This is a genomic window from Christiangramia qingdaonensis (assembly GCF_048381525.1).
GTDB lineage: Bacteria > Bacteroidota > Bacteroidia > Flavobacteriales > Flavobacteriaceae > Christiangramia.
This window is the reverse complement of sequence record NZ_JBLWIM010000015.1, coordinates 435,554-449,793: the sequence shown is the minus strand read 5'-3', so window position 1 is coordinate 449,793 and position 14,240 is coordinate 435,554. Positions and strand designations below refer to the sequence as shown.

Below are 14,240 nucleotides of genomic sequence, written 5' to 3'. Positions count from 1 at the left end.
ATGTTTAGAAAAAATAAATATACTTCATAATATGGTATAAAAAAAGCGGCTAAATAGCCGCTTTCAAATAATATTGAACGCTTATTACATTTCAATAACTCCACAACCAACTCTGGTTCCGGCTGCTCCTGAAGGTTGAGATGTATAATCATCTACACCGTCGTGAACTATTACTGCTTTTCCAGCAAGATCTTTATTCTTGTCACCACAATCAAGACACCACTCATCGGTAGTAAGATTAACGGTTCCGTTTCCATTCTCATCAACTTCGAAGTTTCCTATATCGCCTTTATGGAAACCTTCTGAATCACCCCATTTACCATGGTCTTCACCAGTTGGGTTCCAGTGTCCACCGGCAGATTTACCATCTGCTGCAGAACAGTCGCCTTTTTCGTGAATGTGAATAGCGTGAGTTCCTTCAGCAAGACCACTAATAATTGCGGTCATAGAAACTTCACCATCTTCCTGGGTGAATACTACATTACCACTAAGGTCTGAGTTGCTAACAGATTGCAAAGTAACTTTTGCTTTCTTCTTTTCTTCATTTTTCTGGCTGTCCATTTTTGAAGACATTTCTGTCTCGTTCTGGTCATCCATTTCTTTTTCTTTCTTGTCGTTCTTACATCCTGTGAAAACTAATCCGGCGCAAAGAACTAGAGATAAACTAATACGTTTCATACTGTATCGATTGGTTAAAATTCGGTTTACAGGTCTAAATTAGTCCTATTGTCATGTGCAGCCAAAAGTTTAAGGAGAGCTTAACAATAGAACCATATCCGCTTAATTACGCAATTTTGAATTTATTTTCCCTGTAGAGGATAAGGTTTTATGGACCGGGCATTTATCTGCGATCTGCAGCACACGTTCCAGTTGCTTTTCATCAAGATCACCTTTGATCGAGATCTCTCTTTCGAAAGTATCAATTTTGGCACCGGCATCTTCACAATTTTCGCAGTCATCAGCATGCTTTTTCGAATAACTTACATGCGTTTCTACATTCTGTATACTCCAGTTCTTGCGGCGGGCATACATTTGAATGGTCATGGAGGTACAGGCGGCAAGTCCCGCCGAAACCAACTCGTAAGGAGTAGGACCAAGATCTGCGCCACCAACTTTAGCAGGTTCATCTGCAATAAAACTATGATTCCCAGTTCTAATCTGGGTAGTATAGCCATGTTCACCAAGGTTAGCGACCACCTCATGATCTGTACTTAATTCTTCCTTTTCTTCGGAATCTATATAACGTGCAGCCCAGGTAGCAATAAGGTTTCCTGTATATAATGAGTCACTTTTATCACTCAGCATATGGTCTGATCCGTCCAGGCTAACGAAGCTTTTTGGATGCCATGCAGATCTATACAAATCTTCAGCATGATCTATGGACACAATATTATCTTGTGGAGAATGTAATATTAGCAAAGCTTTTCTAATTTCCTGAAGCGCTGTTGCATCCTCATTATCATCCAGGTCTTTCACAAATTGTTGTTTGATCCTGAATTCTCTACCGCCAATATTCACTTCGGCATAACCCTGTTCTTCAATTTCCTTCATATTGGATTTGAAATGGGATTTTACGTGGGTAAGATTGGAAGGTGCATTTATAGTGACCATGCAGCGAATACTTTCGAGCTGTTTTGAGGCAAATAAGGCTGCAGCTCCTCCCAGTGAATGTCCAATCATAATACTGGGAGCATGGTAATTTTCTTCCAGGTACTTCGCTGCTGAAATTAGATCTTCTACATTTCCTGAAAAGTTGGTGTCCTCAAAGTCTCCTTCACTATCTCCCAGGCCCGTAAAATCGAATCTAAGAACTCCGTAGCCATGCGATGCCAGCGTTCGGCTAATATTCGTGGGGGCGTGAAAATTTTTGTTACAGGTAAAACAGTGGGCAAAGATCGCGAAGTTTGTAGGGGTTTCATTAAGTGGTAATTCCAGAACTCCCTTCAGTTCTTTGCCATCTGCATTTTTAAAGCTTATATCCTTCTTATTCATGTAGCAAATTTATTTTTTAAGATACTTTATTTTGTAGAGTATGGGGTATAAAAAAAGCTGCATCACGCAGCTTTAATTATTATTTAGCAGAATTTTATAATTCCTTAATCTTTATGTTACGATACCAAACCTTGTCATCATGATCCTGTAAGGCAATATGGCCGCTACGATTAGTGCCAAAACCTTCCCATTCACTAAACTTTGAGTTTTTCACCATTTCTTCCCATTCTTCTCCATGTACAGGAAATTCAGTAACGCGAGTTCCATTTAGTTCTACCCATCCTTTATTCTCTTCGTGGTTGATATATATTGTCTCTTTGTTCCATTCTCCTGCAGGTTTGGTCGCATCTTCACTTGGAGGAACCATATCGTAAAGGGCTCCTGCAGTTCTGTTTGGACCATTTTTAGCATCAGGATGCTTTTGATTGTCCAGTACCTGAATTTCTGGTCCTGTTAAATAAGGCTCAGCATATTTCTCATCTTCCTGAACAGCCCACATGACACCACTATTTCCACCTTCAGAAATTTTCCATTCAAAACTCATTTCGAAGTTCCCGAATTCATCTTCAGTGATAAGATTTTCAGAAGATTCTCTTTCTTCAGCTGAAGGTTCAAATGCGATCACACCATTTTCCACCTTCCACTGGGAGGAGATGCTGTCTTTATTATATGCTTTCCAGCCCTGAAGATCTTCACCATTAAATAGTTCCTGCCATTCCTGCTCTACTTCCTGCATGGCAACCGACTCCTGAGTGTCCATGTTTTCAGCTTCGGTTTCTTTATTTTCGTTCTTACACGCAGTAAGCGCTAATATTGAACAGCCTATAATTGCTAATCTTTTCATTGTTGAGTGTTTAAATTCCTAAAATATTCCTGAGTTTATTTTCATCGATTTCTGAACCTGCAAAATCATCAAAACGCTTTTGAGTTGCTTCAATAATATGCTTCTGAATAAATGGAGCACCTTCTCTGGCACCTTGTTCAGGGCTTTTAATACAGCATTCCCATTCCAGAACTGCCCATACGTCACAGCCGTATTCAGTTAGCTTAGAAAAGGCATTTTTAAAATCTACCTGTCCGTCGCCTGGATGTCTGTATCTACCGGCGCGATCTTTCCAGTCCCCGTAGCCACCAAACATTCCTTTTTTGCCCGTGGGCTTAAATTCGGCATCTTTGACATGGAACATTTTTATGAACTCATGATAGTGATCTATGTACTCCAGGTAATCCAGTTGCTGTAAAACAAAATGGCTTGGGTCATAAAGAATATTCACTCGTCTATGATTATTGGTAGCCTCCAGAAAGCGTTCAAAGGTCACCCCATCATGTAGGTCCTCTCCAGGATGTATCTCATAACAAACGTCAACTCCCTGTTCATCAAAAGTATTCAGGATTGGCATCCATCTGTCTGCAAGTTCTTTAAAACCCATTTCCACAAGTCCTTCAGGTCGCTGAGGCCATGGGTGAAAGGTGTGCCATAACAAAGCACCACTAAAGGTTCCATGAACATCAATTCCTAAATTTCTACTGGCCTTAGCCGCATATTTTAATTGATCTACTGCCCATTCGGTTCTTGCTTTTGGATTATTCTTATAATCATCTGGAGCAAAATTATCGAACATTAGATCATAAGCAGGATGTACAGCAACTAGCTGTCCCTGCAGGTGTGTGCTTAGTTCGGTGATCTCAAGTCCGTAAGATCCTACGGTTCCTGCAAATTCATCGCAATACGTTTTACTTTCAGCAGCCTTTTTAAGATCTATAAGCCTGGTTTCCCAGGTAGGGATCTGAATTCCTTTATAGCCTAAGTCTGCAGCCCATTTGCACAAACCTTCCAGGGAATTGAAAGGCGCATGATCATCCATAAACTGAGCCAGAAAAACTGCCGGTCCTTTTATTGTCTTCATCATATTATTCTTCTTCCATGCTTACCCAAACATTACCCTGTTTGTGGGAAGCTACTGTTTGTTCTATAAAATGCATCCCTCTGTAACCATCATGTAATTTAGGATAAGCTCCTTCAAATTTGCTGTTATCTTCTATTGCCTGCGCAACTCCATAATAGATATTCCCCATAGAGTCAAAAATCCCTTCAGGATGTCCTGCAGGAAGTTTAGTGCCTTCAAGAGAGAAGTCGCTGTTATAAGCATGACCTGGTTTAAGGACTTGTAGTGGTTGATCCTCCTTCAGTAAATAGAGATAATTCGGATTTTCCTGTTCCCATTTTAAACCGCCCTTATCTCCATATATCTTTACTGTAAAATTATTTTCTTCACCTGTAGCGATCTGGCTTGCCCTTAGAACACCTTTTATCTTTTCAGAAAAGCGTAAAAGAACGGTTCCGTCGATATCCATAGGATTATCCTCATACAGATAATTAAGGTCTGATAGGATATTTTTCACCTGCATTCCGGTAACGTACTCCGCCATATTAAATGCGTGTGTCCCAATGTCACCAATACAACAGCTAATTCCGGACTTTTCCGGATCTAGTCTCCATGTAGAAGCACGTTTGTCTTTATCATGAATTAAAGGATTGATCCATCCCTGGTAGTATTGTACATCTACTTTCTGAATTTCACCTATTTCACCATTTGCGATCATCGTTTTCATTTGCCTGATCATAGGATAACCGGTATAGGTATAAGTCACTGCAAAAATCTTATTATTTTTCTTCTGAAGTTCATTCAGGATCCTAGCTTCTTCGAAAGTGGTTGTCAATGGTTTTTCGCAAATCACATTATATCCATTCTCAAGCAACTGTTTTGCCATTGGGAAATGCAGAAAATTAGGAGTGAGTACTGAAACCACCTGCATTCTATCTTCTTCTGAAAGCTTTGCTTCTTCATCTACAAGGTGGTCTAGATCACGATAGACCCTTGAGGTATCAAGCTGAAGTTTTCCACCAAAATCAAGACTTTTTTGATGATTGGTATCAAATACACCACCTACAATTTCAAACTGGTCGAACATATTGGCCGCGACTCTGTGCAGAATTCCAATAAGAGATTCTTCACCGCCACCTAATATTCCGAGTTTGATCTTACTCATAATTCAATGTTTAAATTTCAATATCTTTTTTGTCGATCTTTTCGTTCCTGAAAAATAAGGCAAAAAGGAGCAGGACTCCAAATGCAAATGCCGCAGGATATACCCAAATAGTTTCCCAATCATGCATTTTATTTCCGGTAACGTAAGCATTGGTGATCAAACCAGCCACATAGAAACCTATCAACATTCCCACGCCATAGGTGGCAAGAGTGATCAATCCCTGTGCTGAACTTTTATATTTTGAACCGGCTTTAAAATCTGTATAGATCTGTCCCGAAACGAAGAAGAAATCATAACAGATCCCGTGTAATGCGATCCCGGTAATAAGCATAAAAATAAGTTCTCCGGAATTACCATAGGCGAAAAGCAGATAACGCAAGGTCCAGGCCAGCATACCAGCAATAATGGTCAATTTGAAACCAAATCTCTTAAAGAAGAAGGGTAGTAGTAACAGGAATAAAACTTCAGATGCCTGCCCGATGGTCATTAAACCGGTTGGGTTTTCTACTCCAACTTCAGAAAGGAATGGATTTGTATTTTGATAATAAAAGGCTAGCGGTATGCATATTAGTACAGATGCCAGGAAGAACATCAGAAAGTTTCTGTCTTTCAGTAATCCCAGCGCATCCAGTCCCAGTGTTTCTACGACACTTACCTTTTTAGATTTATCTGCAGATGGTGGTGTTTTTGGAAGCGTAAAACTGAAAATTCCTAAAAATGCTGAAGCAATACTTACCATCAAAAATGTGTTTTTCAGCATTCCTTCCTGTCTGGATTCCGGAGAATCCCAGAAGAAAATATAACTGATAACCAGCCCTGCTATGATCCATCCAATTGTCCCAAAAACGCGTATAAAGGAGAACTCTTTTGCGGGATCTTTCATCTGGTTAAAGCTAACCGAGTTTACAAGAGCCAGTGTTGGCATATAAGCGATCATGTAAGCAAGTACCAATGGATAGAATTCAGCAAAATCTGTGCTTTGATACATAAAGTACATCAAAATTGCACCGGTAAGATGTAAAATTCCGAGGATCTTTTCAGCGTTAAAAAACCTGTCGGCAATCATTCCTACAATAAAAGGTGCGATGATAGCTCCCCAGGATTGCGTAGAAAAAGCGGTTGAGATCTGAACGTCTGTTGCATCTAAATTGTAACCGAGATAGGTTCCCAGTGTAACGAACCAGCCACCCCAAATGAAAAATTCTAAGAACATCATTAAGGATAGTTGGAAGCGGACTAATTTGCTCATAAATAGGACTTGTTGGAATTGGTTTAAATTTGCTTTCCTGCTTTGATAAGTAGATCTCTGGTTGCATTGATCCCTTTTTCAGGATCCATGTCTGTACCTTCATATTCAATACCGATAAAGCCTGTATAGCCACCATCTTTAACGATCTGCAGCATTTTTTTATAATCGATGACTTCTTCGTTGCCTTTCATGTCGAAGGTGTAAGATTTTGCACTTACAGCTTTTGCATGTTTCATCAATTTCTCCACGCCTTCGTATTTTGGGAATTCTTCGATACATTCTGCCTGCCATCTGACACCGCCTTCACGTTTTAAACAGAAATTCCCAAAATCTGGCAAAGTTCCGCAGTTTTCCATGTTAACGGCATCCATTACACTAACCAGAAGATCTGCATCTGAAGATAAGTATCCGTGATTTTCTACTAATACATTGATGTCCTTGGTTGCGGCATATTCAGATAGCTTTTTGAGGGCATCTATAGAATTATTTTTCCAGTTCTCTCTTTCCTCGTCACCAAACAGATTCACTCTTATAGAATGACAATCCAGAAATTGAGCGGCATCCACCCATTTTTTATGATTTTCTACTGCCTGGTTTCTCGCTACAGAGTCGTTGGTTGCAAGATCTCCTTCGCCATCAATCATAAGTAGTAAGTTTTGAACACCAAACTCTTGACTTCTGTTTTTAAGTGTGTCCAGTACTTTTTGTAAATCCTCTTCAGGAGTTTTGGAATCCTTTACTTTTTCAGCATAAAAACTTGTAACATATTCAACTCCTTCAAAACCCATTTCACTGGATTTTTCGGCAAAATCCATTGGGTCCAGGCTGCCTTCAAAAATTGGGCGGTGAAGGGACCATTGTGCTAGTGAAATCTTGAAGAATAAAGAATCATTTGTTTTTTCTGCAACTTCCTGGGATTCATTCTCTTTGCTGGATTCAGTTTGATCTTTACAAGAGGTTAAGGATAGGGAAAGGCTAATAGCAAGAAAGAGACTGCAGGCTCTAAGTGATCTGAAATTCATTTTTTGGTATGCTTAGGTTGTATGGCTTTAATGCCATTGATAGATTGAAAATTAAATGTAGTCTTTTTTTTAAAGATGTAAAATTATAGTCATTAATTTATATATTTGGTAGACTTCGAACTATTTTTTCAACGATAAATCAATGAATTGTGAATAACTATTATGAAAATGACAGCTATGATGCCATAGTTGTTGGAACAGGTATTAGTGGTGGATGGGCAGCTAAAGAGCTCACAGAGAAGGGTTTTAAAACACTTGTTCTGGAGCGTGGTCGTATGGTAGAGCATGTCAAGGACTATCCAACTATGAATGATGATCCATGGGATTACAAATTTAAAGGACAGGTTCCACGTGAAGAGAAAAAACGACAACTCAAGCAGGCAAGAACCGGCTATACTGTTGCTGAACCTAGCAAACACTGGTTTGTAGATGATATTAAGCATCCCTATAATGAAACTAAAAGATTTGACTGGATGCGTGGATACCACGTTGGAGGTAGATCGATCATGTGGGGAAGACATAGTTACAGATTAAGCGATCTTGATTTTGAAGCGAATAAAAATGACGGAGTAGGAGTGGACTGGCCTATTCGTTATAAGGATATTTCACCCTGGTACGATTATGTAGAATCTTATATAGGAGTTTGCGGTGAGAAGTTAGGTTTGAGTCAATTGCCAGATGGTCAGTTCTTACCACCAATGGAATTAAATTGTGTGGAGGATCATCTTAGACAAAGTATTTCTGAAAATTTCAACGGTCGGGTAATGACTTCCGGTCGTGTTGCCCATATAACAGGTGATAAGAAGTTCGAAGGCCGTTCTAAATGTCAGTTTAGAAATAGATGTATTCGTGGTTGTCCTTATGGAGGGTATTTTAGCAGTAATTCTTCTACACTACCTGCTGCGGAAAGAACCGGGAACATGACCTTAAGACCAAATTCCATCGTGAGCGAAGTGCTGTATGATGCAGATACCAAACTTGCTACTGGAGTAAAAGTTGTAGATACTGAAAGTGGAGAGACTATGGAGTTTAAAGCCAATGTCGTTTTCTTATGTGCTTCAGCCGTGGCGTCTACTAGTATCCTTATGCAGTCAAAATCTGATCGTTTTCCTGAAGGAATGGGGAATGACTCAGGAGAACTGGGGCATAATGTGATGGATCACCATTTTAAAGCAGGAGCTTCCGGAAATTATGATGGTTTCCAGGACATGTATTATAAAGGAAGAAAGCCTAATGGAATATATCTGCCCAGATTCAGAAACCTTAACGGTAATAGTGAAGTTAATTTCTTAAGAGGTTATGGTTACCAGGGTGGAGCCAGCCGTACCAATTGGACAGATAGCGTTGCGGAAGCAGGCTATGGTGAAGACCTTAAGAAAGCGGTAACAGAACCAGGAGGCTGGAACATGGGATTGATGGGCTTTGGAGAAACTCTACCATATCACGAAAATAAAATGAGTCTTGATTACAATAAACTGGACGAATGGGGGCTACCAACCGTAACTTTTGATGCCGAATTTAAAGAGAATGAGCTGAAGATGCGTAAGGATATGGTAGATCAGGCTGTACAAATGCTTGAAAAAGCTGGATTTAAAGATGTTAGTGGTTACGATGATATTGGGGCTCCCGGTCTTGGAATACACGAAATGGGAATGGCCAGAATGGGTAGAGATCCAAAGACATCTGTACTTAATGGAAACAACCAGGTTCACGAAGCTAAGAATGTATACGTAACCGATGGAGCATTTATGACTTCTGCCGGTTGCCAGAACCCTTCCTTGACCTATATGGCCATGACTGCAAGAGCGGCAGATCATGCTTCCAAAAACTTTAAAAAGTCTAATGCATAATAGTTTTAATCATGAATAGAAGACAATTAATAAAAAATCTCGGACTGGGTGCAGGAGTTTTTGTCGTAGGGCCTTCGGCATTAAGTCTTTTGCAAAGTTGCAAGAATGAACCTGATTATGACTGGCAACCCGTGTACCTAAGTGCTTCAAACGGACTAGCATTAAAACAGGTTCTTGATACAATTTTACCCGCAACAGATACGCCAGGAGCTTCAGACCTGAATATTGAACAGTTCATTGATTCTTATATGGACACCGTAGCTGAGCCGGAAAGGGCTGAAGAATTTAATCGATCTGCAGATGCTTTTGCGAAATCCTTTGAAAAAGAATTTGAAAAATCTCAGGATAATGGAACTAAAGAAGAATATGATCTAATACTTAAAAAATATCTAAAAGCGACTCCGGCAGATCGGGAGAAATACATGAAGCGTAATACCGAAACTCAGGATGCTCAAAATCAGGAGCCTGATGTTGAAATGGATTCAGATGCTGGAGCTTATGCATACCTAAATAATGTTAGAGATATGGCAATCTGGGCATGGAAGAACAGCGAAGAAGTAGGTGAGAATGTTATGTGGTATGATCCAATTCCTGGAGAGTACATCCCTTGCGGCCCGGTTAGTGAACTTGGTGGCGGAAAAGCGATGTCTTTATAGATTCTTAGTCAGAATCACAAAAATTTGAGATTTATCAACAGTTGTTGGTAAAAAAAATCAAATTATGAAATTTTTAATATTATGGCGATAATGCTCATTTCATTGCATTATCGCCATCTTTTTGTGGATTCCTTAAAAATTGCTTCAAGAAATTGACATTTATAAATTTCAAACGTTTGCGAAATCCTATAAATTCAGAATGCCGATTGTTTTGTTAACAATAAATTATATAAATTTATCGTGCTCAACGTGTAATTGAGCGATTCCAACTAAAACTTTAACTTATGAGAAAATTGATTTTCAGGAGCCTTTTGTTCATCGGAGCACTTATTACCTTCGGTATGGCAAAAGCGCAAACTGTAACCGGAACAGTGACAGATGAGAGTGGTCCGCTGCCCGGTGCAACTGTTTCCATCAAGGGAACATCGACGGGTACCACTACAGATTTTGATGGTAATTATACCATTAATAATGTTCCGGCAGACGCTATACTTATGTATAGCTTCGTTGGTTATGTAACACAGGAGATAAAAGTTAGCGGTCGTGAAACTATCGATGTAAACCTTGAAACAGATGCTTCTGAACTGGAAGAGGTAGTTTTAATTGGTTATGGAACCACAACTGTAAGGGATGCGACCGGTGCAGTTGCTTCGGTAACTTCCGAAGAATTCAATAAAGGTAATATTTCTTCCCCGGAAGAATTAATTCAGGGTAAAACGGCTGGTGTGCAGATTACACAGGCAAGTGGTGAACCTGGAGCTGGGATTGCGCTTCGTATTCGAGGAACAACTTCAGTAAGATCTAATAACAATCCATTATTCGTTGTGGATGGTGTACCATTAGCTGGTGATGCTACCGCTGCAGGTGGTGGTGACCTTGGAATTGGGTCTAGCTCTTCAAGAAACCCATTAAACTTCTTAAACCCTAGCGATATTGAAAGCATCAGTGTTTTAAAGGATGCGTCTGCAACTGCAATTTATGGTTCCAGAGGTGCGAATGGGGTGGTAATTATACAGACCAAGTCTGGTAGAGGAGCCCAGGGCGGTTCATTTACTTATGATGGTTCTGTAAGTATTGCAAATGCAGCAAATGAATTTGATCTATTAAACGCTGAACAATTCCTGGATGCTGTGGAGCAATATGGTGGAGACAGAGAGGCTCAGGATTTTGGTGCAGATACAGACTGGCAGGATCAGATCCTAAGAACTGCGATCTCTCAAAACCATGCTTTATCTTATATGAATAGTTATAGTTCCGGTAACCTTCGTGTATCTTTAGGATATAATGGAATTGAAGGTGTTGTTGAGAACTCAAAAATGGAACGTCTAACAGGTCGTTTAAATGCTAATCAAAGATTCTTTGATGATAAGTTAAATCTTGGTTTACAATTGACACTTTCCAATGTACAGGATGAAGCGGCGCCTATTGGTAATGATGGTCCATCTACAGGTGACTTGCTGGGAGCAGCGTATTACGCAAATCCAACATGGCCTGCTGAAGTAGGTTTTGATCCGGTTGGAAACAGTAGAAACCCATTAGAAATTCTTGAGTATGTTAAGAATGAAACAGAAACCGACAGAATCCTTTTAAACCTTTCTGCAGATTATGACATTCTTGAAAACCTGAATGCAAAAGTAACTTTAGGTTATGACAGAGCTGAATCTGAGCAGAATGCTTCAGTTTCAGGAAATGTGATCAACTTTGATAATGGATCACCAGGAAATGGTCGTGCTCAGTTAAACGATCTTGAAGCTACGAACAGATTGATGGAGTTTGTAGTGAACTACGATAAGCAGTTTGATAACTCTACTTTTTCAGCTTTAGTTGGTTATTCTTTCCAGGATTTCCAGAGAGAAGGTAGATATGCTAATGGTTTTGGATTTGTATCCACAGATAATGGGGCAATGTCTTCAGAATTAAGAAGCGATATTGATGCGTTATATGGAGCGGTAAATGGTGGTTTTAACCAGTTACGTTACAATGCTGATGGCTTGCTTGTAGATAGATTATTTACTGACAATGGTCCTGTATTAGGAGAATCTGTAAACGGTCCAGGTGGTATCAATACTAGAGTACTTACAAGTGGAACTTACGATAATACAGATGAAATTCAATCATTCTTTACCAGGTTGAACTATTCTTTGATGGATAAATACTTATTTACATTTACCATGAGAGCAGATGGATCTTCAAGATTTGGTCCAGACAATAGATATGGGTACTTCCCTTCAGGTGCATTTGCATGGAAGATCGACCAGGAAGATTTTTCTCCAGACGCTTTATCTACTTTAAAACTTAGACTTGGTTATGGTATCACTGGTAACCAGGAAGGTCTTGGATATGGAAACTTTACTATTCGTCGTGTGCTTAATGGCTACGGAATTGATAATGGTGGAAACATAAATGGTGGTGGACTTGGAACTGCAGGATTCGCTAACCCAGGATTGAAATGGGAAGAAACTGCTCAGGCTAACGTCGGGATCGATTATGGATTCATGAATGATAGATTATCTGGTAGTCTTGATTTTTACTATAAGGATACACAGGATCTTCTTCTTGTGGCAGAACAGGCTCAGCCTTCACCGGTACCTTTCACTTTCCAGAATCTTGATGCTAGTGTAATTAATAAGGGTGTTGAATTCGCAATTGATTATGATATCATTGATAATGACAATTTCTTCTGGAACTTTGGTTTCAACGTAGCTTATAACGATAATGAACTTCAGGATTTTGATGGTCTGATTCAGACGGCTCAAATTTCAGGTCAGGGTCTTACCGGAGCTTTTGCTCAGCTATTAGCTGAAGGGCGTCCATTGTTTTCTTACTACTTAAGAGAGTTCGGTGGATTTGATGAAAATGGTCTTTCTATCTATCCTAATGGAGATGAGCAGCAGTTCGTTGATAAGAGTGCACTTCCAACTACAAACCTTGGTATTAATACCAGAGCTGAATTTGGAAACTTTGATGCCTCAATTTTCTTTGCAGGACAGTTTGGTCACTATATCTATAACAATACTGCCAATGCATTCTTTACTGCAGGTAGTATAAATAGTGGTAGAAACGTAACTACAGACGTACTTACAAACGGAGAACTTCCAGCGAATGCTCCAGATGTATCTACAAGATTTCTTGAAAAAGGTGATTTCTTAAGATTACAGAATGCAAGTCTTGGTTATACTATTCCTCTTGCTGAAGACTCTTTCGTAGAAAATCTAAGAGTTTATGTAAACGGTCAAAACCTTTTCGTGATCACAGACTATTCAGGTCTTGATCCGGAAGTTAGTGTAGATAAGTCACTAAATGGTTTACCAACAGCTGGTATCGATTATACAGCATTCCCTAGACCTAGAACGGTAACATTTGGTTTAAATGCTAAATTTTAAAAAAAATTAATGATGAAAAATAGAAAGTATTTTACTTTAATTCCAGCCTGCGCACTGTTCGTGTTTAGTGCATGTACAGACCTGGAAATTGAGGAAACAGATTCGATCATCGTAAACCAGACCGGAGAATTTACCGGAGTTGGTGACGTAGATGCGACCTTGAGCGGTATCTATGATGCTGTACGGGGACAATTAGAAAATCAGGCTAACCTTTACGCTCTAAACGAGGTGAGTACAGATGAATTCCTGGTGCCCACCAGAGGAACGGACTGGGGTGATAATGGTGTTTGGAGAACATTACATCAGCACAGCTGGTCTCCAATTCACCAGCATGTAAGAGATACCTGGAATGAGCAGAACTCTATCATTTTCAGAACTACTGAAATCATTGACGAGAGGAGTAATGCTACTCCACAACAGGAAGCAGAAGCAAGGTTTTTAAGAGCTTTCGCTACATTCTGGGTGATGGATCTTTACGGTCAGGTGCCGTTTAGAGGACCAGATGAAGGAATTGAAGTAGATCCTACGGTAATGTCCAGAGCAGAAGCTTTCGACTTTCTCATGGAAGATCTGAATACAGCTGCGGCGAATATTGCTACGGCTTCGCCAGGAACAGAAGCTACGAATCGTGCGACTAAAGCAGCAGTTCACTTTATGCTTGCTAAAATGTATCTTAACAAACATATCTATACAGGGACGGGTTCACCAGACGCTGGGGACATGCAACAGGTGATTAGCAATGTGGATGCAATTAGTGCTATGGGCTTTGGTCTGGAAGAAGGTTACTTTGGAATTTTCTCTCCAAAACTTGATAATGAAACTATCTGGTATACAAATTCCGGAGTTGGAAACGTTATGTGGCACACATTACACTATAACCAGAATACACCAGCGAATGGTGGTGGTGGTTGGAATGGTTTTACCACTCTAGCTGAATTTTATGACCTTTTCGAAGGTGATCCAAATTCAAATTTTATGGGTGATGGTCAGGAAGAGCGTAGAGGATACGTTCCAACGGAAGGATCGCCTGTTGGAGT

Annotated in this window: 11 protein-coding genes; 4 read left to right on the top strand and 7 right to left on the bottom strand. The window is 39.8% G+C overall.

What is annotated here, in order from left to right:
- Nucleotides 1-84: 84 nt before the first annotated feature.
- From ACNI3T_RS13380 to ACNI3T_RS13350, 7 genes are all read right to left on the bottom strand, one after another.
- Nucleotides 85-678 carry a superoxide dismutase family protein gene (locus tag ACNI3T_RS13380; protein ID WP_418228227.1) on the bottom strand — a complete coding sequence of 198 codons (594 nt, stop codon included), beginning with the start codon at nucleotides 676-678 and terminating at the stop codon, nucleotides 85-87.
- A 102-nt stretch (nucleotides 679-780) separates the two neighbouring features.
- Entirely contained in the window at nucleotides 781-1,992 is a 1,212-nt protein-coding gene (locus ACNI3T_RS13375; RefSeq protein WP_418228226.1) for a bifunctional alpha/beta hydrolase/OsmC family protein, read from the bottom strand.
- Between the two features lie 94 nt (nucleotides 1,993-2,086).
- A complete protein-coding gene (locus ACNI3T_RS13370) occupies nucleotides 2,087-2,836 on the bottom strand; it encodes a 3-keto-disaccharide hydrolase (protein WP_418228225.1) in 750 nt (249 codons plus the stop codon).
- 10 nt (nucleotides 2,837-2,846) lie between these two features.
- Nucleotides 2,847-3,899, bottom strand: a complete 1,053-nt coding sequence (locus ACNI3T_RS13365) for a sugar phosphate isomerase/epimerase family protein (RefSeq protein WP_418228308.1) — start codon at nucleotides 3,897-3,899, stop codon at nucleotides 2,847-2,849.
- Nucleotides 3,900-3,903: 4 nt separating this feature from the next.
- On the bottom strand, nucleotides 3,904-5,046 hold the full coding sequence (locus ACNI3T_RS13360; RefSeq protein ID WP_418228307.1) for a Gfo/Idh/MocA family protein: 1,143 nt from the start codon (nucleotides 5,044-5,046) through the stop codon (nucleotides 3,904-3,906).
- A 7-nt stretch (nucleotides 5,047-5,053) separates the two neighbouring features.
- The gene (locus ACNI3T_RS13355; RefSeq protein ID WP_322300508.1) at nucleotides 5,054-6,292 is read right to left on the bottom strand and encodes a nucleoside permease; all 1,239 of its coding nucleotides are present in this window, start codon (nucleotides 6,290-6,292) and stop codon (nucleotides 5,054-5,056) included.
- A 23-nt stretch (nucleotides 6,293-6,315) separates the two neighbouring features.
- Nucleotides 6,316-7,314 carry a sugar phosphate isomerase/epimerase family protein gene (locus ACNI3T_RS13350; protein WP_418228224.1) on the bottom strand — a complete coding sequence of 333 codons (999 nt, stop codon included), beginning with the start codon at nucleotides 7,312-7,314 and terminating at the stop codon, nucleotides 6,316-6,318.
- Between the two features lie 149 nt (nucleotides 7,315-7,463).
- Here ACNI3T_RS13350 and ACNI3T_RS13345 point away from each other — a divergent pair, with 149 nt between their 5' ends.
- The 4 genes from ACNI3T_RS13345 to ACNI3T_RS13330 all read left to right on the top strand — a co-directional run.
- Nucleotides 7,464-9,164 (top strand): GMC oxidoreductase, encoded by a 1,701-nt coding sequence (locus ACNI3T_RS13345; RefSeq protein ID WP_418228223.1) that lies wholly within the window; start codon nucleotides 7,464-7,466, stop codon nucleotides 9,162-9,164.
- An 11-nt stretch (nucleotides 9,165-9,175) separates the two neighbouring features.
- Nucleotides 9,176-9,820, top strand: coding sequence for a gluconate 2-dehydrogenase subunit 3 family protein (locus ACNI3T_RS13340; RefSeq protein ID WP_418228222.1), 645 nt, complete (start codon nucleotides 9,176-9,178; stop codon nucleotides 9,818-9,820).
- Between the two features lie 284 nt (nucleotides 9,821-10,104).
- The gene (locus ACNI3T_RS13335; protein ID WP_418228221.1) at nucleotides 10,105-13,203 is read left to right on the top strand and encodes a SusC/RagA family TonB-linked outer membrane protein; all 3,099 of its coding nucleotides are present in this window, start codon (nucleotides 10,105-10,107) and stop codon (nucleotides 13,201-13,203) included.
- A gap of 9 nt (nucleotides 13,204-13,212) precedes the next feature.
- A partial coding sequence (locus tag ACNI3T_RS13330; RefSeq protein ID WP_418228220.1) for a RagB/SusD family nutrient uptake outer membrane protein occupies nucleotides 13,213-14,240 on the top strand: 1,028 nt, incomplete at its 3' end.

Excerpts from the sequence above, each read along its gene's own strand:
- ACNI3T_RS13370 (WP_418228225.1), bottom strand. The coding sequence starts at position 2,836 with ATGAAAAGATTAGCAATTATAGGCTGTTCAATATTAGCGCTTACTGCG.
- ACNI3T_RS13375 (WP_418228226.1), bottom strand. The coding sequence starts at position 1,992 with ATGAATAAGAAGGATATAAGCTTTAAAAATGCAGATGGCAAAGAACTG.
- ACNI3T_RS13350 (WP_418228224.1), bottom strand. The coding sequence starts at position 7,314 with ATGAATTTCAGATCACTTAGAGCCTGCAGTCTCTTTCTTGCTATTAGC.
- ACNI3T_RS13355 (WP_322300508.1), bottom strand. The coding sequence starts at position 6,292 with ATGAGCAAATTAGTCCGCTTCCAACTATCCTTAATGATGTTCTTAGAA.
- ACNI3T_RS13380 (WP_418228227.1), bottom strand. The coding sequence starts at position 678 with ATGAAACGTATTAGTTTATCTCTAGTTCTTTGCGCCGGATTAGTTTTC.
- ACNI3T_RS13365 (WP_418228308.1), bottom strand. The coding sequence starts at position 3,899 with ATGAAGACAATAAAAGGACCGGCAGTTTTTCTGGCTCAGTTTATGGAT.
- ACNI3T_RS13335 (WP_418228221.1), top strand. The coding sequence starts at position 10,105 with ATGAGAAAATTGATTTTCAGGAGCCTTTTGTTCATCGGAGCACTTATT.
- ACNI3T_RS13340 (WP_418228222.1), top strand. The coding sequence starts at position 9,176 with ATGAATAGAAGACAATTAATAAAAAATCTCGGACTGGGTGCAGGAGTT.